Source organism: Paenibacillus sp. BC26 (assembly GCF_900116125.1).
GTDB classification, from domain to species: domain Bacteria; phylum Bacillota; class Bacilli; order Paenibacillales; family Paenibacillaceae; genus Paenibacillus_Z; species Paenibacillus_Z lignilyticus.
This window is the reverse complement of the sequence record NZ_FPAD01000001.1, coordinates 898134-920228: the sequence shown is the minus strand read 5'-3', so window position 1 is coordinate 920228 and position 22095 is coordinate 898134. Positions and strand designations below refer to the sequence as shown.

Genomic DNA, 22095 nt, shown 5'->3' with positions numbered 1-22095 from the left:
CTTTTCTCTTTATTCAGCGTCTGCTACGAATCGGTTCGTCAGCGCACCCAGCTTCTCGATTTCAATCGTTACTTCGTCGCCAGGCTTCAAGTACACTTGCTGCTCAACCGGAAGTCCAAGCACAACCCCTTCAGGCGTACCCGTCAAAATAACATCGCCCGGCACAAGCGTCATATGCTGCGACACATAGCTGACAATCTCATCACAGCCGAAAATCATATCGGACGTATTGGAGTTCTGGCGCACTTCACCGTTTACGGTGGACTTGATCCACAGATCATTCGGATTGCCAACTTCATCGGCAGTTACAAGGTAAGGACCGAGCGGGCTGAAATCGTCGCAGGATTTGCCAAGCAGCCATTGCTGCGTGCGAAGCTGCAGGTCACGCGCGGACAGATCGTTCACGGCGCAATAGCCGAATACGTGAGAGAGCGCGTCTTCTTTGGCCACATACTTGGTTTTCTTGCCGATAACGATAACAAGCTCTGCTTCATAGTCCAGCTTCTCCGTAACTTTCGGAACGGCGATGTCTTTCAAATGTCCAGTCAATGTGTTGTTGAATTTATTGAACAGAATCGGATATGCCGGAATCGGAGCATTCGTTTCTTCCGCATGTTTGCGGTAGTTGAGGCCGATGCAAATGATTTTGTTCGGATGCGTGACGCAAGGTCCCCATTCGATTTCGCTTTCTTGACGAACATAAGCTTCGCCGCCGGCCACTTGAAGGGACTCGATGTAGTTTCTTAGGGAAGCTGTTGCAGCCTCTCCGCCTTCAATGACCGCCATTACCGTCGATGGTACTTCCGCGCTTGCGCTTCCGGCAGATGCCTGAAGGGCTGCTTCCACATCTACAACGCCGTTCTCTGTCACTACGCCAAGTGCATTGCGACCTTGTTTGGAAATGCTAATAAGTTTCATACGTGAATTGGCCTCCGATCTCATAGTAGAAATGAATGAATAGCATTAGCTGCGATAAGCAGGGGTTCGCTGGTTACAATCAAGCGTTCTTGCCGAATACAACGCCGCCGTCCACGTAGAACGGAGAGCCCATTACGAAGGAGGACTCATCGGATGCAAGGAACAACGCTGCTTTGGCAACATCCTCCGGCAAACCAAGCTCTTCGCTCAGCTGACGTTTCTTCAAGCCTGCAATCGCCTGTTCCGGATCGGCGTAAGAGGTTTTCAAGTAGTTCTCTACGAATGGCGTCATGATTGTACCCGGCAGCAGGGCATTAACGCGAATATTGTACTGCGCGTAGTCTACTTGCATGGATTTCGTAAGCGCTAGGACAGCGCCTTTAGTTGCGGCATAAGAAGCACGGCGAGCCAGTCCGATCTCGGCGATACACGATGACATGTTGATGATCGAACCTACACGGCGCTCCATCATGTGAGGGATCACATATTTGGAAGGCAGGTAGACGCCGCGAATGTTCACGTTAATGACGCGATCCCAAGCTTCCGGCTCGATCTCATGCAGTAGGCCGACGCCGCTGATGCCTGCGTTGTTGAACAATACGTCGATGACGCCATAGTGAGCGATGACCTGATCAACCATGGCAGATACTTCGGCCGGATTGGTGACATCCGCACGGATAAAGATGGCTTCCCCGCCCGCTTCTTGAATCTCCTTCACCGTATCCGTTCCGTTCTGCTCGGACAGATCGTTGATGACAAGCTTCGCGCCTTCACGCGCAAACAATAGTGCAGTGCTCTTGCCGATGCCGGAACCCGAGCCTGTAATGAGAATTACTTTATTGTGCAACCGCATTCTCTCATCTCCCTTATAGGTTGTGGTTGGGTAGCGATAATCGCTGTGCAAGCCCCGTCATTTCTTCGATGGCTTGGTTCGATTTAACCTCCCATTGGTGAAGCAGCATGGAGCAGCTAACCGCTGCGGCTTGGTTCGCGTTCGTGCCGGCCTTTATAGGAGCTGCCACGCAGCGGAAGCCCATGACCGACTCTTGGTCGTCCAGCGCATAACCCTGCTTGCGAATGACATCCAGCTGAGCAAACAGCTCATCGCGATTGTCAATCGTAAGAGGCGTAAGCTTCGGCAGCTCCGGCTGCGGGTACAATGCAAGCCGTTCTTGCTCGCTCAGTTGCGAGAGCATGGCTTTGCCGAGTGCCGTTGCATGAGCGGGAAGACGCATCCCCGGCTCGGATTGCAGCCGGACCGGCGAAATCGCTTCCACTTTGCCCATGTACAGCACCTGGTCATCGATCCGTTTCGCGAGCTGAATGGTCTCCTGCAGCCGATCTCGAACCGACACCGCCTCGTCCAAGAAATATTGATGCAAATCATACTGCTTCAAATACGAGGAACCGAACTCGGCAAACGTATGGCCAAGCGCATACGTATCGCCTGCCGCCCGCTTCACCCAGCCGAGACTTTCCATCGTGCTCAGCAAGGAGAACATCGAGCTCTTGTTGATTTCAAGCTTCTTCGATAAGTCGATCAGCTTATGCTTGGCTGGTTCCTGCGCGATGACGGCCAGCACTTTATCCGCTTTCTCCAGCGCAGGCACCCAGTACTTGCGTTCCTCAGACACGCCAATCGCCTCATCCATTGATGAGTTGGTTTCGTATATAAAACCAACTTCTTTATAGTAAACCTGATTGATACTTTCACTATAGCTCGCCTAGTATGGAATTTCAATAAGAAAATTGGAGATTTTGGATTGGGTCGGTTGGGGCCGGGTGGCGGGAAGGGGAGGCTTAGAGCGGCGTTGCATCTTTGAAGGATGCAGATTGCATGAATCCGGTGCGGATATGAGGTGGTTTTGGTGTTCTTAAGCGGTATATCCGCTTACAGCAAGGATGTTGTTGCTCTCAAAGCAACACATCTGCAGAAAGCTAACTATTCAAACCACAGTGTTGCTCTCTGAGCAACACTTCTGCAAAAAAACTAACTATTCATGCCACTGTGTTGCTCTCTGAGCAACTCATCTGCAGAAATCTAACTATTCAAACCACAGTGTCGCTCTCTGAGCAACACTTCTGCAAAAAAACTAACTATTCATGCCACTGTGTTGCTCTCTGAGCAACACATCTGCAGAAATCTAACTATTCAAACCACAGTGTTGCCCTCTGAGCAACACTTCTGCAAAAAAACTAACTATTCATGCCACTGTGTTGCTCTCTGAGCAACTCATCTGCAGAAATCTAACTATTCAAACCACAGTGTTGCTCTCTTCTTCAGAAAACTAACTATTCATGCCACTGTGTTGCTCTCTGAGCAACTCATCTGCAGAAATCTAACTATTCAAACCACAGTGTTGCTCTCATAGCAACACATCTGCAGAAGATCGCCATTCCGGAACATCAATAAGGTACCAGTTACCTCACTTCGAAAAAATCAGATCATTCCAGCTTAAAGAGCGGTAACATATTCCCTACATTCAGCTTAATGAGGCATTTTCGACTAAAGAGCGGTAACCATTACCTCTCTTCGATGCACCAATCTCACAAAACTTAAGAAGGGTTACCTTCTACCTTCCTAATACCACAGATGATTACGGCGCCTCTAATTACTGCTTTCAAGCGCAAACGCAAAAAAAGCGAGAGCAGACAATCCGCTCTCGCTGCCAACTCATCACATAAATGGACTTAGCCGCGTCACTTAAACGGACTCGGCTCCTGATTCAGCTTAACGGTGCTGAGGAGGCGTTCCTGATCGATTTTGTAAAACAGCTGGTTGTTTATCACTTCCGTGATGACGGTATATGCCTTCGTTACTTGCTTGTACGTACTATCATCCCCGGGGTTGATGACATTGTAGCGCACGGCGACTTCATAGATCGGCCGGTTCGCGGCATCCTTGCCTACCGTCCTGCCGTCGATTATCTTATAGCTCGAAATGCTCCGCATCGATGAGCCTACCATTCCGGAGAACGGATGCCATACCCGCACATCATCCTGAATCGCCTGCGCGGAGAGCACGAGTTTGAAATCTTCATCCGCATCATACGAGCTGGAGAAAGCCCCTTGAAGCGCGGCCATGTAGCGGTTCACTACGTTAATGACGCTGTTGTACTGGATATAGCCGGGGAAGGAATCATCCTTCCATATATCAACCGCACCGCTTCCTGCGCCTGCGATGCTGACTTCCTTCTTCGCCGAATTCCATGCCACTTCTCCGCCTAACTGTTCCGAAACAATACGAAGCGGCACATATACGCGATCATCGCGCAAGTAGGCTCCGCTATCTTTGACGGTTACCCCATTTATCTTCAGCGACAATTGACCGGCGGCGTATACAGCCGTCCCGGTTGCAAGCGAACAAACGACGCACAATATCGCAATCCATTTCTTCTTCATCCTGACAACTCCTCGCATCCCATATAATCTAACCTTTCTACTATGGACGCTTCTAAGTACCAAACAGTTGCGAACCCAGCCCTTTCGCAGCAAATCTATTGCACCAAGTGCTGCACCTCAGCAATAATATACCCAAAGGACATCGTATCCCCTACGCCCTATTCGAAACCACCGCAGAAAGGAAGTCCGCCGGATGCTGCCTAATCAAAGCGGTTCCCCAATCGTCAACAGTATTGGCGATATTATCGTGCAAGCAGGCGGTCACCATGTTGGACCACGCACCATTATCGACTATGAGCTGGTCTATTTTCCCGAAGGATCAGGTACGCTGTACGACATCCAAGGGATCCAGCATCGGCTAAGCGCACCTTGTTTCGTGTTCACGCAACCGGATACCGTGCACCGGTATTTGTTTGACCGCGACCGCAATGTCCGGCATCTATTCGTCCACTTCGACTACGACCTCCTGCGAGAGAAGGATCCTCGATTCAGCGCGCTGCTCAGCACCATTCATGTGGTTCCGGCCGCACCCGGCAGCTTGATCGGAGCCATTATGCATCAAATCGTAGTGGTCGCCAATCATCAATCCCACCACTGGCGGCGCAGGCTCTCCTCCCTGTTAACGACGGCTATCGAAGAATTGGCAGCTTACGCCGATAAAACGCCGGAATTCGCAATGAGCAGCTACCCTGTGCAAATCGCCAACAGCATCGCCTACATGGAAGAACATCTCACAGAGCCGATCACGATCGAACATATTGCTCATCAGTCCGGCTGGTCCCATGCGCATTTTACGCGGATGTTCGTCGAAGCAGTCGGCATGTCGCCTAAACGAATGCTGCTCGAACGCAGGCTGCATCGCGCGGAAGAGCTGATGATGAAAGGAGCGGGTACGGTCAAGCAGATTTCCTACCTGGCCGGATTCGGCGATGAGCATCATTTCTCTAAAATGTACAAACGCATCCGCGGCATTACCGCTACCGAATATATAGAGCGCTGCAAAGGTCCGATTTTTCGCCATACGGCAATTGGCGCCGATCCGGACCGCACTTTCGTCAATCGGCATATTGTTGTCAATCCGGATATCAAATAAACACATCGAAAATCGTTTTCCTTCCATTGAAACCGCTCTCTTAATATTGCACAATAAAAGCATATCATCTCGTTACTGGAGGAATAGAATCGATGGCAACTTACTATACGCCTAAGTCCCGTGAACGGGTTGACCGTTATTTGGTCAGTGTGGAGGAATATGCGCATTATCATCGCAACGGTTACCTCATCGTAAGAGGCTTGGTGTCAAAAGAAGACATCGCCGAGCTCTTCGAGCTTGCCGAGAAAACAAGAACGAAAAGCAAGAACTCGGCTCGTGAATCCCACAGCCATAATCCGCTGGACGAAGAATTCCTAGATGCGACACGCGTGCACATGCTCTCTCGCATCGAACCTTCCGCAGAACGCGGCTTACTGAACCCGCGCATCCTGGATGTGACCGAGGCGCTCATCGGGCCGGATGTGTATGCCGTACAATCCATGATGTTCCTGAATCCACCCGGCCGCGGCGGCCAAGGCTGGCACCAGGACGCTTGTTATATCAAGACGCATCCGGACACCCTCATCGGCGCATGGATCGCACTCGAAGAAGTCGACGAGGAGAACGGCTGCCTCTGGGTGGCACCCGGCTCTAATCATGAACCGATCTATCCGCCTGCCGAAATCGGCGGCGGCAACGTGCATGCCCTGGATGCCTTCTCGAATTTGAACGGCGTGCAGAATGTAAGCCACCTCGACGATGAAGTCAATACGTTATCGAAGGTGGTAGCCAAGTACCCGCCTCCGATCTCGGTACCGATGCAGCCGGGCGACGTTTTGTTCTTTCATTCGCATCTGTTCCATCGCTCTTATCCGAACAAGACAACGGACCGCTTCCGCCGCTCTTACGTCTGTCATTATTGCAATGCCCGCTCCTGGATACCGTGGGATCATGACGGCTACGAGGGCGATTCCGGCAACTACCGCCAAATACTCGCCCGCGGCCGCACTCATCTTCCTTATGCCGAGCCGGTTTTCGGCACTGAGGTGTACCTGTACGAAGGCGTTGACACGGACGGCAGCGTCAGCATGATGGGCATGGACAACGGCATGATGATGCCGGTTGGCCAGAAGAAATAAACCAAGAACGGCTTCTCCTCACAGTTCATGTGAAGAGAAGCCGTTCTTTTTACCCCGAACAGATCATAATGACGTTATCATCAGGATCCTTCACCGTGAAGAAAGCCAGACGATCGCCATACCGTTCAATTTCGGTGAACACAGGCACGCCTCGTGAGACCAAATAAGCGCGTGCCCCCTCAATATCATTCGATACCAACATAAATAACGTCTCATAGGTATCGCCATGCCGATAACGGTTGTTATCGATTAGAATATCGCTGCCGCTCCTCATCTGCAGGCTATAGATGGAGTCATCCGATCCAATCTCTTCTAAGCTGTATGCCAAACCCAGCGCCTCGCTATGAAACCTCACGGCCCGCTTCATATCCGTAACATTCAGAAAAACACTGCCGATCTGATTCAAGATCGGACTCTCCGTGCCTGCTTCGCGTTCCACGACCTCCGACTCGTAATCCGATTGCGTAACCATGACCGAATTGCGATCCGGATCCTCGAACCGGAAGAACGAAAGTCCCGGATGCGGGCGGTCGATTTCGCTTATGTCGCTTATTCCTCTCTCCTCCAGAAATCGGCGAGCTGCTTCTATATCTTCGGTTTTATACATGAATTTGACATGCGGTATATCAGCAGGCGTGTTGCTCTTGTTATCATCCAGTATGAGGCCTGTCCCTCCTTGTAAGGCCAACCAGTAAACATTGCCTCCGTTTAGACGCTCCTCCAATACAGGCAGCCCCATCACCATGCTGTACCACGCGGCGGATCGGCGGAGGTCCGAAACATGGACAAACACGCTTCCCACGACATGTTGAATCGGACTGATAACGTTAACCATCTGAATCCACTCCCCATATACGATCGTTAGGTTACGCCCTTTGTCCCAGCCCGTTCAGCGTCTTGCCCCGGCAACTTAACGTTAGTTCCATTATAACAAAGGAAAATGTTTCCATTCTATATGAAATCGACGTAAATCGCTTCAAATGTTGCGGATTTGCTTCAATAAAGGTACTATCAGAACATTGAGTATTGCCTTGCCCCTATTAATTATGCGAGACAATGTATGAGAGGAATTGAACAGACACACATGATTATCAAACCAAGAACACGCGGGTTTATCTGCACGACCGCTCACCCAACGGGCTGTGCCCTTCAAGTGCAGGAACAGATTGATTATGTCAAAGAACGCGCAGCCATCAACGGGCCTCGCAATGTACTCGTCATCGGCGCGTCCGCGGGTTATGGCCTTGCAGCTCGTATCGTAGCGGCATTCGGTGCCGGTGCCAATACCGTCGGCGTCTACCGCCAAAGCGAAAGCAAAGCAAACCGCACGGCATCGGCAGGCTGGTACAATTCCGCTGCATTCGAACAGGCTGCTCAGCAGGCAGGCCTGAAATCGTTCAGCGTGACAGGCGATGCTTTCACGGATGAGACGAAGCAGAAAGCGGTTGACCTGATCAAGCAGGAGCTGGGTCAAGTCGATCTGGTCGTATACAGCGTCGCTTCCGCGCGCAGAACGGATCCGAAGACAGGCGAAACGGCAAACTCCGTGTTGAAGCCGATCGGCGCTACTTACACGAACAAAACCGTCAACTTCCACAGCGGCGAAGTGACATCGATTTCGATCGAGCCTGCGACGGAGCAGGAAATTCAAGATACGGTAACGGTAATGGGCGGCGACGACTGGCAAATGTGGATGGACGCCTTGCAGCAAGGCGGCGTACTTGCCGAAGGAGCAACAACCATCTCCTATTCCTATATCGGATCGCAGATTACGCAAGCGATCTACCGTGAAGGCAGCATCGGCCAAGCCAAAGATCATTTGGAAGCCACAGCGAAGAAGCTCAGTGAGCAGCTGAGCTCAATCGGCGGACGTGCCTTCGTTACAGTCAGCAAAGCGCTTGTCACGCAGTCCAGCTCCGCGATCCCTGTTGTACCGCTCTACATCTCTGCTCTATATAAAGTGATGAAGGAGAAAGGGCTGCACGAAGGCTGTATCGAGCAAACCTACCGTTTGTTCACCGAACGCCTATATGCGGGCGGCGAGGTACCGGTAGACGCGGAAGGCCGCATTCGCATTGACGATTGGGAGCTTCGCGAGGATGTTCAAGAAGAAGTGGCGAAGATCTGGGAAGCCATTACGACGGAAAACATTGAGCAGCTTTCGGATCTCGAAGGCTACCGCAAAGAGTTCTTCCAGCTCTTCGGTTTCGAAACCGAAGGCGTCGATTATGAAGCAGATACCGATCCGAACGTGGATGCACCTAACATCCTTTAATCCAAGAATAGTAAGGCCGGGCATCCCGCTGCTAGCGAGGTGCCCGGCCTTTTCCGCATTTACTTACTGATTGTAAACTTCAAACTCATAAATAATAGGTGCATAGCTGGTTCCCGAGGTGTAATAGATGCGGGCTTTACTGCCCGTTACCGCACTGAACGTAATGACCTTCGGCACACCGCTTGCTCCGATGGATGTTCCCGTGTAAGCCGTCACCCACGAGGAGCCGTTCCAATACTCGATGCGGTATCCCGTCGTTCGGCTGTCATACTCGGTGAGCACTACCTTATTGAAGGTGGTATTCGCGCCGAAGTTGACCTCCAGCCACTGGCCGCTCCAGCAGCCGCTGCAGGCTTGCCAGTTGGTCGCAGTCGTGCCGTCGAAGGCTTTAGGCGCTTGTTGGTTGGCATCCCACGAAGAGGAACTCGAATACGTCTTGCCGAGTGCCAGGTTCGGAACATCGTAATAAATTTCAAATTCATAAATAATCGGAGCATTCGCCGTCCCTGAAGTGAAATAAATTCTCGCTTTGCTGCCGGTTACTGCACTAAACGTAATCGTCTTCGGCACGAAGCTTGCACCGATACTCGTACCGGTATAGGCCGTCTGCCACGTGGAGCCGTTCCAATATTCGATCCGGTACCCTGTTGTCCGGCTGTCATACTCGGTGAGCACCACTTTGTTGAAGGTGGTGTTCGCACCGAAATTCACTTCCAGCCACTGGCCGTTCCAGCAGGTATTGCAAGCCTGCCAGTTCGTCGCCGTTGTGCCGTCGAATGCTTTAGGCGCTTGCTGATTCGCATCCCACGAGGAGGAGCTGGAGTAAGTTTTGCCGAGGGCCAGATTCGTTAAGTTAGGCGCCGGCGTCGAAGTCTTCTGAACAAGCAGCACCCAGTCGTTCGAATCCGGCTTGGCCGGTATGTTCCACTGTCCGGATGAAGCTTGCGCACTGCTGCTAATCGTGGTGTAGCCGCCGGTTCTCGGATTGAACCAACGAGCATTGTACAAGAACGCATTATCCATCTGCTTTAATGTACCGGTGCTGGTTGTACCGTTAAAGAAGAATACCGAATACACCGAATTTCCGTCGGAGGAAAGCAGCGACCTCGAAGTATCGTTGAATGCGCCCCAGCTTGCATCATCGAATCGAGGAACGAGCTTCCACCACTCCAGCGACGTATAGTAGTTTTTGAAATACGTCAATTGGTCCCCTGTGACATAGTTCGCCCCATCATACCACCAGGTGTACCTCGCCGGAAGCTCGTAACCGGTGCCGAAATCTTCTGCGGCGCCTGACACGGAATACACATCGTTCCACGTGCCCGAAGCTCCATACCCGTACCCGTAAATCCCGTACTGGAATGACTTATACGCGGCACCCAAAGCACCGCGGGAATCCGTCCAGAAGCCGTCGTATGCGCTTTCATACATGACCGAAGGTTTGGCTGTCGTAAAGTTCCAGAAGTCCTTCGCCGTGCTCATGCCGGTCATATCCCCTTGCCACTGAACCGCCCAGCCATCATGATAAGCCTTGCTCGCCCAAGTGGAATTCGATGCGACCGATGTGCCGGTGTTCTCCATATGCGGCATGAGCGGCTGGTTATACGCATCATTGTCGGAAATGCTCTGACCGACGGCATACCATTTGCTCATCGTCGTCGTGTTGTAGTTGTTGTACATGTTGCGGTCGATCTCCTGGGCAATCGTCCAGATCACCGGATATGAGCCATACCTCGCAACCCAATATTTAGCCACCCGCGCCATGTAGGCATCCGTATACACGCCGCTATAACTAGCCGGATCAAGTGCCCAAGATACTTGCGCGTTGGCATGGACAAGACCTTGATCGGCAATATACTTGAATTTCCGATCCAGGTTATCAAAACCGGGCAAGTCGGCGCTCGAGAAGCCATCGCTCAGGTTCGCTACCGCTTCTTCATCCGCTCCGGTATGCGTGCCTCCGCCATGCGGCTGCCAAATCGGCTCGGATTGATAGACCGTGAAGCCTTGGCCTACGCGTTTATCCACCACATATTTGAACTGTGAGGCCACTCCTGCCTTATTCGAGGTCGAGAACCGTTCATGCGGCAAAATCCAATGCGTATCGCCTAAGTAAAAGAACGGTGTGCCGTCATTGTACGTGAGATAACGGCCATTGCTGCTTACCTTCAGGAAACCCTTCTGATAGATCGCCTGGCTTCCGGAATAGGCATCGGCTTGAATCGTTTTCGTTACATTGTGCAATCCGGTGTCCGTCGTATCGTTTGCGGCTGTCGTCATCGTCCATGCACCGGTCGCCGTCGGGGCAAACCGAACCTTCCAAACGGCTCCGCCGTTCCAGAAAGCCGGACGGGTAATCGTAACTCCGCCGGGCCCGCTGAAGGTCGCGGTCACATCCACATCTTGAAACGGGTTTGTGTACGTCTTGGAGCTGGTTAATGAAATCTCGACCGTCTGCCATTTCTGCACCGTGTAATCTGCTGCGAATGCTTGCTGCGGAATGACAAGTGCCCCCATCATGATGGCGAAGGCCAGCAGTATCGAGCTGAACCGCCGCTTTCTCAAACCTACGCGTAAACCGGTTAACATATCATACACTCCCTCTCGGATCATATGTTAATACTTCGGTTTCCAGCCGCTCACTTGCGGACGCCGCTTCCCTCCTTTCCTGCATGCCGACCAGCCTGCTTTCGTATCTCCATCGCAGGCACTCCCCTCCTATGCTCAGTATAGAAAATCGTCGGCCGCCGGAACATTGCTGCATTTTTCTATTTGTTTGCTTGATTCGGCTTCTTCTATTTACTCTGCCTTCCCGGTATTATTTATGATCACAGTGAAGCTGCACGTTGCTTTTACTGAAGGATAAGATTCCGGCCAGTTCAGCTTCTTCCAAGCGGCATAACTCATATGGTTACGTATCGGAATGCCCATTCCAAGGCTGTCAACACGGTTCTTCTGCATATACGCAATCAAATTCTGCCCCCGCTCGGTCAGCTTCTTCGCAACCTGCTGCTCAATTCGTTTCCGGTCACTAGGTTCAGCGAGCGAGAGCTTACCGGTATATTCAAGAACCGATCCTTTGAGCTTAATATGAATGTGAACCGAAGGAGCCCCGGTTGAATCACGGCCAATCTTCACTTTCCGGCGGCTTATGAGAGAGCTGAACATAATGGTATCGCCCGTACTCTGCTTGCCATTCAATTGGACGCTGACCTCTCCTTGTTTGAAGGAACCTCTTAGAAATGCAAAGATGAGCCCTTCTTTAGCAGGAATCATGGTTATGTATCGATCATCTCGAAACAAGCCCACTCCGTCGATATTAATATGCTCACCGGAATCTCTGAGAACAGGCATAACGGGATCAATTCCGTCATCATATAGATCTCGTGTAAAGGAGTAGAGCGACGTTAAGGGAATCGTCCTTCCCATCGCTTCCTTATCCAGAATGCCATCGATGTATTTACCGGTAATGGGATGCTGCTTATAATCCTTCTGCAGCATCTGTTTGGCATTCCCGTTCACGATGGATAGTTTGAGCCGCGGAGAAATAGAAGGATCACGTAGAAAAGTGTCCAAATGCTTGATCATTCCGCTTTTTGCAAGTGTCATACTAAATAACGCATTACGCAGCTGACCGCTGACCAGCAGCAGATTGGTCAGTTTCGCAAGCTTAGTTCTGGCCTCCTTCCCGCTCGCTGCGATCGCACTCAGCACCTCGCGCTGCGTGCGTGCCTGCGGATCCGCCTTCGGCATGGAAACGGCAATCTCAAGCCTATTGTTATCCAACAAATCATAGCTGCTCGTTTGGGAGAAACCGAGCTTCTCGAGAATCCGCTGATCGCCGCAGCCCGTTAAGGGCATTGCAACAGTCAGCGCAACCAGCAGCAGCATTATTTTTCTCATGTTCAGCTTCATGCGGACGCCACTTTCTTCCGCGCGAGTACCAACACAATGATGAGCAGCAGCGGTAAGGTAAAGGCAATGACGCACTCCACGGTACTGAACATTTTGAGCCATGTCTGCACATCGCTTAACGTATCGGGAATGTAGGCGACAATATAGGTCAGCAGTACAATTACGCCGGCAAGCACATTTTCTTTCATTTTCGGAAATATTCTGCGCCCTGTCTCCTTTGCCGACCATAAATACATGACGACTGTAAGCACCGTCGTGAATAGGAAGAACCCGTAGAATAAACTCTCCAGCCGCTCGACGAACGGGAATTTTATATACGCCATGAGGTCCAGCAGTGGATACAGCATGCGGTTCAATTGTTTCGGGCTTAAGAAGCCGAATGCGACAAAGCAAATATAGGTATAGAATACCGTTGTCAGCAGACTGCCTATGATGCTTGAGCGAAGAAATTTAGTCTTGGCATCGGTCGAAGTAAAAGTAAGCAATACTAGCTCATAGCCGAGATAGGCCGAATATATGCCGACAAAGTCTGACAAAGAGCCTGTTCCGCCTTTAAGAAAGAACGGCGTTAATCTCGAAAAGCTGAAGTCGCCATAGAAGAAAAATACCAGCAGCAGCATCCACACCGAGAACCAGAAGAACATTGTGGCGGCTTTTGAAATATTGTACAGTCCCTTGATCATTAGCCAGAATATCAGCACATCCATGACTAACTTGAACACCATCGGATTAGTCGTAGGAAATGCCAGCATTTGAAAAATAAGCACGTATTCCTTGCCAACCAAACAACCCAACATAGCCCACACGCCGACAAGAAACAAATAAAGCGGCATCAACAGCATTCTGGGAATCGCATGTTCCAAAATATCGAAGATCGACTTCCCCTTGCCGAGCTTATAAACAGCCCCGATCAGCAGCAAATTGATGATGACAATCAGCCCATAGCCGGGCAGTACAATCCACCCATTCGTTCCGAAGGTTTTGCTCAGCATCTGCGGAAGCATGAAGATAACGACGCCAAACTGCGTCATGAAGACAAGTATGGACATATGAAATGCAGACAGCTTCTCTGACCCATTCATAGGCGGCTCACCTCTTCATCTTGTTTCTTATCTTATTCTTCGTGCGCGTCTGAGAAGGACGGTAGTTCAGTTTGTTGAATGGAGCGCGGAATAGCACATCACGCCACTCCATGGGCTGATTAGGTGCGATTGGAGTCAAGTAAGAAGACCCGAAGCTGGTCATACCGCTCAGGTGAATAATGACAGCAGCCAGACCCATTGCCAGTCCGAGGTTCCCCCAGAATCCGGCCAACAAGATCAGACCGAATCGGATGAGACGTATCGAAGCGCTCATGGTATAGTTCGGGATAACGAATGAAGCAATGGTTGAGGATGCAACTGCAATAATGAGAATATTACTGGTTAAACCTGCCTGCACACCGGCTTGTCCGATAACGATACCGCCGACGATACCGATGGTTTGCCCGATTTTCGTCGGCAATCTGGCGCCGGCTTCACGGAGCAGCTCGATCGTAAGCTCCATCAGCAACGCCTCGTACACGGGAGGGAAAGGCACTCTGCTGCGGGATTCCGCCAGAGTCAAAATGAGGTTTTGAGGTATCATTTCGTAATGATAGGTTGTGACCGACACGTAGAGCGCTGTGAAGATCATCGTGATGAAGAGGGCAATGAACCTTAAAATTCGCGTGGCCGAGCCGAGCATCCAGCGCATGTAATAATCGTCAGATGAGGAGAAGAATTCAACGAATGAAGCGGGTATGCTGAATGCCGTCGGACTTCCGTCCATCAAACCGACCACGCGTCCGGCTACCAGTTTGGAAGCGATAGCGTCCGGACGTTCAGAGGTCAATATTTGCGGAAATAGAGCGTAAGGACTGTCGTCAATAAGCTGAATGAGCATGTTTGTATCCAGCACGGCATCGATTTCAATGTCCTGGATTCGTTTTTTCAGTTCGTTAATATACGACATATCGGCTAAGTCTTTGATATAGAGCACATAAACATCAGCTTTCGTAACTTCTCCTACGGAGAGCTTGATTACTTTAAGATGGGAGCTTCTGATCCGCTTGCGAAGCAGACCCAGACTGACACCGGCGTCCTCTGTGAACGCATCATGCGGCCCTGTAATCGTTGTTTCCTGTTCCGATTGGGAAACCGAACGCCCCTCGTTGCCGGAAACATCGACGACATAAGCGTTGCCTTCATAGAATATAGCTGCTCGCCCGGATAAAATGCTGACAATGAGTTCTTTGCTGTCCGTCATCGGAACAAATTTCGAGTGCTTTACGAACTGCTGCATCTGCTCTTGATCCGCAGTTTCGATCAAATTGATCAAATCTCTGTACAGCTTATCCCCTGCTATCAGGTTGCCGATAAAAACAAGATCAACCCCGAGGTTAGGAACCGTGCGGTGAATGAGATCACTGCAGTCCTCGAACTCATGCAGGGTATGTGATAGCGTTGGCAAAGTATGCTTTTGAGTTGAAGTCATAGTTATACCTCCGCTGGATGGTTTTTCCGTTATTATGTATCGAATGGGAGGACTCTAACCGAATAAAAAAAAGAGAGCCCGCCACATTGGCAGACTCTCTCTCTTCCTTCCGGCTTTTGTATGTTACAGCTTAATCTTCTGTCCCAATCGTGCACTCTCGACTGCGCCGAACACCATCGCGACACTCTTAATATTATCGTGGCAGTTCGTTTCTGCCGAGCGATTCTCCTCCAGCGCTGCGAACATTTCATCCATGCAGCCGAAGTGACCTTCACGCCCGCTCCATTCTTGACTGCCCTCCACCCGCTTCATTTCACGAGTGAAACCCTCAGGCTTTGAACGGTCTATGCATTCGCCGTATAGCATCGTTGCTCCATCCCAGCGCGCGCCACCTTCGCTGCCGGTGACCCGCCAGTTCGCTTCCCAGGAAGTGTTTAGACCATCTGCGCACCAGGAACCGTTATACGTAAATACGGAACCATCGCTCATTTCAAAAATACAAACCGCAGATGCATTTCCTTTGTACCAGGAGCCCGGAGGGTTATATTCATGGCAATAAACCGAAACCGGATCAGCACCGCTTAGGAAGCGGGCTTGGTCAAAGGTGTGAATGGCCATGTCCACGATCAGCGGGTTATCCATCAAATCGCGGAAGCCGCCGAAATGCGGCCCAAGGAAGAAATCCGCATGAATCGAGCCAACCGTTCCAATCGCACCTGACTTGATGATATCCAGGAAAGAACGAATGTGTTTGTTATAGCGGCGATTTTGCATAACGGCGTAGCTCTTTCCTGTTTCCACGCTGACGGCAACAATCTCTTCCGCGTCTGCATACGATTCTGCCATCGGCTTCTCGCCTAATACGTTACAACCTGCGCGCATTGCAGTTGTCACGATCTGCTTATGGCTGGCCGGAATGGTAACGTCAAAAACCAGATTCGCATCCGTCTCAGCCAGTGCTGTTGCAAGATCCGTAAAGGTCGGTACTTGCAAGCCTCGTTTAGCTGCCTGCGCTTTGGCACTCTCTTCATAAATGTCGACGAACCCGACAATCTCAGCATTTTCCCGTTCCATCGCGTAATCGATCCATGTATTGGACATGCCGCCGCAACCTGCTACCACAATGCGATGCTTCATCGTTTATCGAACTCCCTCTATACCGGATTAGGAACAAAGTCGCCGCCGCGGCAGCGTTTCAAATAGTTGAGGCCGTGCACTTGACCTGTCATCTCGAGCTCATCCCTGTAGACCGGATCATGCCAGCCCTCGATATCGATGCTGCCTTTGTAGCCGGCTTGACGCAGAATGGAGATAATATCCGTCCAGTTGGAATCGCCAAACCCCGGCGTCCGGTGCCACACAAATTCGCGCGGACCGTGAATGCCATATTCCTTCACAACATCCCATGCGATTGTAGCATCTTTGCCATGAACGTTGAATATCTTGGATGTCCATTTGCGAAGCTGCGGAATCGGATCGATCAGGCTCACCATCTGATGGCAAGGCTCCCATTGCAGGCCGATGTTGTCTGCCTTCACCGTATTGAACATCATTTCCCATGCCGTCGGGTTATGCGCAATATTCCATTCGCCACGCCCCCATGTACCGCCCATATCGCAGTTCTCGAACGCAATCCGAACGCCGCGCGACTCCGCCCGTTTGCTCAGCTCACCGAACACTTCACCGAATCTCGTCATGGACTCATCGATGCTGCCGGGCATTCTTCCCGTAAATCCGGTGACAAGGTCCGTGCCAAAAGCTTCTGCAGCATCTATTAACCGCTCCCAGCTGGCTAATGTATCATAGTTGTCGCCTGCGCCGGTGAGAGGATTGCCGAATACGCCTAAAGTCGAGATCGCAATATCGCGCTCTGCCAGCTGCTCTCTTACTTGAAGCGCAAGCTCCTTTAAATCCGTGCCTTGCGTGGTTTGCCAGAACGTTAAGCCAAATGATTCGAAACCATGTGGGATAATTTGCGGGATGACCGATGCTGCGGTGCTGCCGTTAACAAGTGTTCCAATTCGAATATTGTTCACGATTTGTTCCATCACCTTTCCGATCGATTCCAGATGCTGTATCTGCTCCTATCGTACCGAAAGTAAGAGGTTGAAACTAGAAACAAAATTGCGAACTATTCATACAATCTTACGATCATTTAGACAATAAAAGCGATTCCAATTGAGATTCAACCTGCTTATGACGTAAAATCGTACGTATAGACTGGAGGCTGTCCCTATGACCGTAAGTCCGTTTAAAGAGAATACCTGGATTCCCGACCGCACTTTTCCCATCAATGTGTTTATCGTGAAGGACGTGCATTTACATTGGCATGATCATATGGAGTGGGTGTATGTCAAAGAAGGACGCGCCCGTGTGCAAGTCGATGCGTCGTTTATGCCACTACAGAAGGGCGAATTGGCTTTTATTAATACGAAGCAGCTTCATGGCGTTGTGACCCTCGAGCCGGATACTGAGCTTATTTGCATCGTGTTTAACGAGGCATTGGTGCGGGGAAGCGGGCTTGATATTACGGAGCATCATTATTTTGTGCCTTACTTGCAGCAGCAGGTGAAGTGGCCAAGCTTGATGCAGGCGACAGCCCCTTACATCGATGAGATGAATCATTCCTTCGCGAGACTGGTCGAGGAATTCCAAGGGAAGCAGCCGGGGTATGAGCTGCTCGTGAAAGCGGAGCTGCTGCGAATCTTCGGGCTTTACTTTCGCTATGCCCAGCAGCACACCGACTTATCGCTGCCGCGCGCGCAGAAGCCCTATGATTTCTCCCATCTGCTCCAGACGCTGCGCGAGCGTTACCAGGAATCGATCAGCGTGAACGATGCTGCACGTATGGTGAATCTAAGTCCGACGCATTTCTGCAAAATCTTCAAGCAGGTGACCGGAAAGACATTAATTGAATACATCCATATGCTGCGCGTGCAGGAAGCCGAGCGGATGCTGCTCGATACCGATTATCCTGTCGCCGAAATTGCCGAGCGTGCGGGCTTCTCCAACATGACTTATTTTGGTAGAGTGTTTAAAAAGGTTCGCAATTTGACGCCGTCAGCGATTCGCAAGGGGCATCTGTCGCAGCTATGATTAGGAGGGACTTATCTGTTTCCGAGATTAGAAACCGAAAGACTGCTATTACGAGAGTTGACTTACGAGGATGCGGCCGGCATCTTTGCTTGTTTCTCAAACGCGGACGTCACGCGTTATTACGGGCAAGAAACGCTTGAACGGCTGGAGCAGGCAGCTGCTTTTGTAGAACTCTTCGCACGGAATTATGAGGAGAAACGCGGCATTCGGTGGGGAATCCAGCTTAAAGACAGCCCGGATAACCGGATTATGGGCACGATCGGATTCAATGCATGGATGCCCAAGCATCGGAGAGCCGAGATCGGCTACGAGCTCCATCCGGATCACTGGCACAAAGGCTATGCGACGGAGGCTGTTTCAAGGATCGTTGCCTACGGCTTTGAACAGCTTGAGCTGGCAAGAATCGGTGCTGTTGTTTTTCGGGAAAATCAGGCTTCTCAAACCTTATTAACGAAGCTTGGCTTTCAGCAGGAAGGGATACTGCGCGATTACATCGTGCAAGACGGCAAGTCTTATGACACGCATGTCTACAGTATGCTTCGTCATTCTTCCAAGTAAAAAAGCCCGCATCTGCAGTCTGCGCACTCTTCAAATCAAATGTTGCTTATTATGCAGCATTTTTGATCATTCCGGTCCTCTTGAGGGGAAATGTTGCATGGAATGCAGCATTTCCCCCTACGACTGCCACTTTGAAGCATTTTCCCGCCAATTGTTGCATTTCGAGCAGCATTTTCGAGAATCTGAGCTGCCAATGAGCATAATGCTGCTTATTTCGCAACATTTCCACTTCCAGCATTCAGTTAGTAGAATTGGGAACAAGCACTGCAGTAGTTCTAACGATACCAGAAGCCCTTAGTTGCCCGAAAAAGCATCCCCCCGGTCTGACGAACCGAGGGGATGCTATTAAAGAGGCTGCGTTTAAGCTTTCTTCACGTAAAGGCGTCCCGTCTCTTCCCAGATCTCGCCCGGAGCAAGGCTGTACAAGCCGATTTCATCAGCAGGCAAGTCCACATGCGGCGCGTTCACGAGGTTGATTTGCGGCTCTGGGCAGAAGAAACCTTCTGTAGCGCCGTTATTCCAAATCATCCACTGCTTGTACGAAGTGCCGACATCATAAACGAGCGTGATGCCATGTTTCGTATCGGTCAGTTCCATCCGGTTGCGGCCATTCTGTGCCACTGCCGTGTAATGGTTGTCCAGCGATTCGAAGAAAGGATACACGCCGTCGCCTTTCATCAGCTCTTCGTTGGATGATAGCGGCTGATAGTTGCCTGTCGGAAGCATGCGCTCGCTCATTTCCCAGCGCTCGCCGATCGTCAGCTTCAAGCGGTAATCCTGCGCAGAACCGCCCGGAACGAACGGAGCATTCACCGAGGTGTGGAACGCGAATAGACATGGCATAACATCGTCGCCTTCATTGCGAACCATGACATGCTGGTGCAAACCGTCGGCGCTGATTGCATAACGCAGCTTGATTGTAAATTTGTGAGGCAGGTACGTGTACACGGCGCTTTGCTCGTTCACAACTAGCGAAACGACAACGTAACTTTCGCCGGCTGTCGTGCCGAATTCTTCAACTGCCCAAGTCTCGCTATGTACAAAGCCATGCAGATGGTTGCCCGTCGCAGGCTCATTAACCGGGAATTGGTACGTACGTCCGTTCCAAGGAAACTTGCCATCTTCGAAACGGTTCGGAGGAAATAAGACCGGGATACCGTGAATAAATGGTCTTGCCTTAAACGATTCCATCTCATCCAATGTCGGTTCATGCAAATATTGAGTACCGCTTGCCACATCGCGGAAAGCGATCAGATTTCCACCGACCTCGGGCAGAATTGCCGCCTCATAGCGGTCATATTTCAACCAAATTGCCTTTTCTCCCTGATAAGTGCCTTCAAAAGCTCGATTCTCGCTCATCGTCATTTCTACTCTCCTTTAGCTTCTTGGATCGCTCAGACTACCTCACTAGATTAACATAGCCTATAGGGGATAATCACCCGTATTCTTCAAAAAAACCTCCCTTGCAAGGAACGTCCACATTTCATGTGGACAGCTCACTTTCACAAGAGAGGCCTTGTTCCATTCCCTATCTTAATAACCGTTTCGCTTCAGCCAAAGTCCGCATACCGTCGTCCAGTTGGCCACATGCGGGTCTGCTTCCGCAAGTCCCATACCATGTGCGCCTTGCTCATACACATGAAGGTCAAACGGAACTCCTGCACGGCGCAGCGCCATCGCAAACAACAAGCTGTTCTCGACCGGAACCGCAGCATCATCGGACGTATGCCAAAGGAATGTTGGCGGCGTGTCCGGCGTGACCTGCAGTTCGTTGCTCAGCAGCTCAACCAACTCGGCGGGCGGATTCGCGCCCAGGAGATTCAGACGGGAGCCCTCGTGTGTAACCGGAGACTGCATCGTAATCACCGGATAGCATAGAATCGCCAGATCGGGTCGGCAAGACATCCGTTCAATCGGATCTTCCGCTTCCGGATTGCCGGCATCATAGTGAGTGCCGGCCGTAGAGACCAGATGTCCGCCGGCCGAGAATCCCAATATGCCGATCTTCCCGGCGTTTACGCCAAGCGCTTCCGCATGAAGCCGAACATATCGAATGGCCCGCTGTACATCATACAACGCACTCGGGTATTGATAAGGCGCTACCCGGTAACGGAGCACGAAGGCCGATATGCCAAGCCCATTTAGCCAAAGCGCGATCGGCTCTCCTTCATGATCGGCACGCATGCCGTACCCGCCGCCCGGACAGACGATCACGACACTCTCGCTGCCTTCAACCAAATAAGGCGTAAGCGCGGGGCGATCCTCGTCAGTCGTTCCAGTCGCCAGCGGTGCGCCTTCCGGCCATAGCTCAATTAGCGTGTCCGCAGATCCAGCCATTTAACTTCCTCCGGCGTCAGTGTAATCGTCGTCGCTTCCAAACAGGATTTCATTTCCGCTTCATTCCGTGCTCCGATAATGGCAGCCGTTTGGAAGGATTGGTTCAGCACGTAAGCAAGAGCGATCTGGATGGTAGAGAAGCCTTTCTCTTTACCCAGCTGCTCCGCACGGCGATAACGCTCCCAGTTATCGTCATTGTAGAACACCCGCACCAAATCAGCATCCGTGCGATCTTCAGCCGTAAACCGGCCCGTGAAGAAACCTCGTGCTTGCGCCGACCAAGACAACAGCGGCAGCTCTGTGCGCTCATGCCAGCCCAGAATCTCTTCATCGACGCTAATGCAGTCTGCCCAATAGGGTTCTTGAGCTTTCGCCAGACTCAAGTTAGGGCTGCTGAATTCAAAGCCGCGCAGACCGTGCGCAGCTGCATATTCATTCGCCTCTTGCAGACGAGCCGTCGTCCAGTTGGAACCGCCAAACGTACGAATACGGCCAGCTTCGATATGCTCATTGAGAATTTCAACGATTTCGCCGACCGGCACATTCGTATCATCGCGGTGAAGAGCATACAAGTCGATGTAGTCCGTGCGCAGACGCTCCAGGCTGATCATCAGCTCGTTGTATATGGATTGTTTATTCACTTGCGGACCCAGGTGATTCGGGTGACCGCCTTTCGTCCATACATTAATGGATTCGCGGTTTTTGCGCTCTTCCATCCACATGCCGATTGCTTGCTCGCTTTTACCGCCGGCATATATGAAAGCCGAATCGATGGTGTTTCCTCCGATTGCCGTAAACGCGTCTAAATTTGTACACACCAATTCATAAACTTCCGGTGCAAAATAGTCCGATCCCATGATAAGCTGAGAGATGCCCTGCTTAACGCCGGGTAGTTTGATTTGTTTCAT

At 51.1% G+C, this 22095-nt stretch carries 19 protein-coding genes; 5 read left to right on the top strand and 14 right to left on the bottom strand.

All coding sequences use genetic code 11. The features are described 5' to 3' along the window. Positions 1-9: 9 nt before the first annotated feature. The 4 genes from BM412_RS03850 to BM412_RS03835 all read right to left on the bottom strand — a co-directional run bounded on the left by BM412_RS03850 (position 10) and on the right by BM412_RS03835 (position 4320). Positions 10-918, bottom strand: a complete 909-nt coding sequence (locus BM412_RS03850; protein ID WP_091214177.1) for a fumarylacetoacetate hydrolase family protein — start codon at positions 916-918, stop codon at positions 10-12. Between the two features lie 79 nt (positions 919-997). Then, positions 998-1771, bottom strand: a complete 774-nt coding sequence (locus BM412_RS03845; protein WP_091214175.1) for an SDR family NAD(P)-dependent oxidoreductase — start codon at positions 1769-1771, stop codon at positions 998-1000. Between the two features lie 13 nt (positions 1772-1784). Beyond that, positions 1785-2570 (bottom strand): IclR family transcriptional regulator, encoded by a 786-nt coding sequence (locus tag BM412_RS03840; RefSeq protein WP_091214171.1) that lies wholly within the window; start codon positions 2568-2570, stop codon positions 1785-1787. 1048 nt (positions 2571-3618) lie between these two features. Beyond that, on the bottom strand, positions 3619-4320 hold the full coding sequence (locus BM412_RS03835; protein WP_177245649.1) for a copper amine oxidase N-terminal domain-containing protein: 702 nt from the start codon (positions 4318-4320) through the stop codon (positions 3619-3621). Positions 4321-4513: 193 nt separating this feature from the next. On the opposite strand from BM412_RS03835, the gene BM412_RS03830 reads away from it, so the two are divergent. Both BM412_RS03830 and BM412_RS03825 read left to right on the top strand, forming a co-directional pair. Further along, positions 4514-5413, top strand: coding sequence for an AraC family transcriptional regulator (locus BM412_RS03830; protein WP_091214165.1), 900 nt, complete (start codon positions 4514-4516; stop codon positions 5411-5413). 92 nt (positions 5414-5505) lie between these two features. Further along, on the top strand, positions 5506-6492 hold the full coding sequence (locus BM412_RS03825; protein ID WP_091214163.1) for a phytanoyl-CoA dioxygenase family protein: 987 nt from the start codon (positions 5506-5508) through the stop codon (positions 6490-6492). Between the two features lie 49 nt (positions 6493-6541). Here BM412_RS03825 and BM412_RS03820 read toward each other — a convergent pair whose 3' ends face one another. Then, on the bottom strand, positions 6542-7327 hold the full coding sequence (locus tag BM412_RS03820) for a VOC family protein (protein ID WP_091214161.1): 786 nt from the start codon (positions 7325-7327) through the stop codon (positions 6542-6544). Between the two features lie 249 nt (positions 7328-7576). Here BM412_RS03820 and fabV point away from each other — a divergent pair, with 249 nt between their 5' ends. After that, on the top strand, positions 7577-8767 hold the full coding sequence (gene fabV / locus BM412_RS03815; RefSeq protein WP_091214159.1) for an enoyl-ACP reductase FabV: 1191 nt from the start codon (positions 7577-7579) through the stop codon (positions 8765-8767). Positions 8768-8830: 63 nt separating this feature from the next. Here fabV and BM412_RS03810 read toward each other — a convergent pair whose 3' ends face one another. From BM412_RS03810 to BM412_RS03785, 6 genes are all read right to left on the bottom strand, one after another. Beyond that, positions 8831-11356: a discoidin domain-containing protein gene (locus tag BM412_RS03810; protein WP_177245648.1), complete on the bottom strand. Its 2526-nt coding sequence runs from the start codon at positions 11354-11356 to the stop codon at positions 8831-8833. Positions 11357-11566: 210 nt separating this feature from the next. Then, positions 11567-12670, bottom strand: a complete 1104-nt coding sequence (locus BM412_RS03805; protein ID WP_177245647.1) for a Ger(x)C family spore germination protein — start codon at positions 12668-12670, stop codon at positions 11567-11569. Between the two features lie 8 nt (positions 12671-12678). Beyond that, on the bottom strand, positions 12679-13764 hold the full coding sequence (locus tag BM412_RS03800; RefSeq protein WP_091214154.1) for a GerAB/ArcD/ProY family transporter: 1086 nt from the start codon (positions 13762-13764) through the stop codon (positions 12679-12681). A 7-nt stretch (positions 13765-13771) separates the two neighbouring features. Then, the gene (locus tag BM412_RS03795) at positions 13772-15196 is read right to left on the bottom strand and encodes a spore germination protein (protein ID WP_091214152.1); all 1425 of its coding nucleotides are present in this window, start codon (positions 15194-15196) and stop codon (positions 13772-13774) included. Between the two features lie 123 nt (positions 15197-15319). Continuing rightward, positions 15320-16333, bottom strand: coding sequence for a Gfo/Idh/MocA family protein (locus tag BM412_RS03790; protein ID WP_091214150.1), 1014 nt, complete (start codon positions 16331-16333; stop codon positions 15320-15322). Between the two features lie 17 nt (positions 16334-16350). Beyond that, complete coding sequence (locus BM412_RS03785; protein ID WP_091214148.1) at positions 16351-17244, bottom strand: sugar phosphate isomerase/epimerase family protein; 894 nt, start codon at positions 17242-17244, stop codon at positions 16351-16353. A gap of 187 nt (positions 17245-17431) precedes the next feature. Between BM412_RS03785 and BM412_RS03780 the strand changes: the two genes are divergently transcribed. Next, complete coding sequence (locus BM412_RS03780; RefSeq protein ID WP_091214145.1) at positions 17432-18292, top strand: AraC family transcriptional regulator; 861 nt, start codon at positions 17432-17434, stop codon at positions 18290-18292. 15 nt (positions 18293-18307) lie between these two features. Beyond that, complete coding sequence (locus tag BM412_RS03775; protein WP_091214142.1) at positions 18308-18850, top strand: GNAT family N-acetyltransferase; 543 nt, start codon at positions 18308-18310, stop codon at positions 18848-18850. Between the two features lie 360 nt (positions 18851-19210). Here BM412_RS03775 and BM412_RS03770 read toward each other — a convergent pair whose 3' ends face one another. From BM412_RS03770 to BM412_RS03760, 3 genes are all read right to left on the bottom strand, one after another. Beyond that, complete coding sequence (locus BM412_RS03770; protein ID WP_091220151.1) at positions 19211-20209, bottom strand: aldose 1-epimerase; 999 nt, start codon at positions 20207-20209, stop codon at positions 19211-19213. A 174-nt stretch (positions 20210-20383) separates the two neighbouring features. Next, positions 20384-21187: an alpha/beta hydrolase gene (locus BM412_RS03765; RefSeq protein ID WP_091214141.1), complete on the bottom strand. Its 804-nt coding sequence runs from the start codon at positions 21185-21187 to the stop codon at positions 20384-20386. After that, positions 21163-22095 carry an aldo/keto reductase gene (locus BM412_RS03760; protein ID WP_091214138.1) on the bottom strand — a complete coding sequence of 311 codons (933 nt, stop codon included), beginning with the start codon at positions 22093-22095 and terminating at the stop codon, positions 21163-21165. The genes BM412_RS03765 and BM412_RS03760 overlap by 25 nt, the downstream gene beginning before the upstream one ends.

Bases quoted from the DNA above. Each gene is read 5' to 3' on its own strand.
- BM412_RS03850 (WP_091214177.1), bottom strand. From the start codon at position 918: ATGAAACTTATTAGCATTTCCAAACAAGGTCGCAATGCACTTGGCGTA.
- BM412_RS03845 (WP_091214175.1), bottom strand. From the start codon at position 1,771: ATGCGGTTGCACAATAAAGTAATTCTCATTACAGGCTCGGGTTCCGGC.
- BM412_RS03840 (WP_091214171.1), bottom strand. From the start codon at position 2,570: ATGGATGAGGCGATTGGCGTGTCTGAGGAACGCAAGTACTGGGTGCCT.
- BM412_RS03835 (WP_177245649.1), bottom strand. From the start codon at position 4,320: ATGAAGAAGAAATGGATTGCGATATTGTGCGTCGTTTGTTCGCTTGCA.
- BM412_RS03830 (WP_091214165.1), top strand. From the start codon at position 4,514: ATGCTGCCTAATCAAAGCGGTTCCCCAATCGTCAACAGTATTGGCGAT.
- BM412_RS03825 (WP_091214163.1), top strand. From the start codon at position 5,506: ATGGCAACTTACTATACGCCTAAGTCCCGTGAACGGGTTGACCGTTAT.
- BM412_RS03820 (WP_091214161.1), bottom strand. From the start codon at position 7,327: ATGGTTAACGTTATCAGTCCGATTCAACATGTCGTGGGAAGCGTGTTT.
- fabV (WP_091214159.1), top strand. From the start codon at position 7,577: ATGATTATCAAACCAAGAACACGCGGGTTTATCTGCACGACCGCTCAC.
- BM412_RS03810 (WP_177245648.1), bottom strand. From the start codon at position 11,356: ATGTTAACCGGTTTACGCGTAGGTTTGAGAAAGCGGCGGTTCAGCTCG.
- BM412_RS03805 (WP_177245647.1), bottom strand. From the start codon at position 12,670: ATGAGAAAAATAATGCTGCTGCTGGTTGCGCTGACTGTTGCAATGCCC.
- BM412_RS03800 (WP_091214154.1), bottom strand. From the start codon at position 13,764: ATGAATGGGTCAGAGAAGCTGTCTGCATTTCATATGTCCATACTTGTC.
- BM412_RS03795 (WP_091214152.1), bottom strand. From the start codon at position 15,196: ATGACTTCAACTCAAAAGCATACTTTGCCAACGCTATCACATACCCTG.
- BM412_RS03790 (WP_091214150.1), bottom strand. From the start codon at position 16,333: ATGAAGCATCGCATTGTGGTAGCAGGTTGCGGCGGCATGTCCAATACA.
- BM412_RS03785 (WP_091214148.1), bottom strand. From the start codon at position 17,244: ATGGAACAAATCGTGAACAATATTCGAATTGGAACACTTGTTAACGGC.
- BM412_RS03780 (WP_091214145.1), top strand. From the start codon at position 17,432: ATGACCGTAAGTCCGTTTAAAGAGAATACCTGGATTCCCGACCGCACT.
- BM412_RS03770 (WP_091220151.1), bottom strand. From the start codon at position 20,209: ATGAGCGAGAATCGAGCTTTTGAAGGCACTTATCAGGGAGAAAAGGCA.
- BM412_RS03765 (WP_091214141.1), bottom strand. From the start codon at position 21,187: ATGGCTGGATCTGCGGACACGCTAATTGAGCTATGGCCGGAAGGCGCA.
- BM412_RS03760 (WP_091214138.1), bottom strand. From the start codon at position 22,095: ATGAAACAAATCAAACTACCCGGCGTTAAGCAGGGCATCTCTCAGCTT.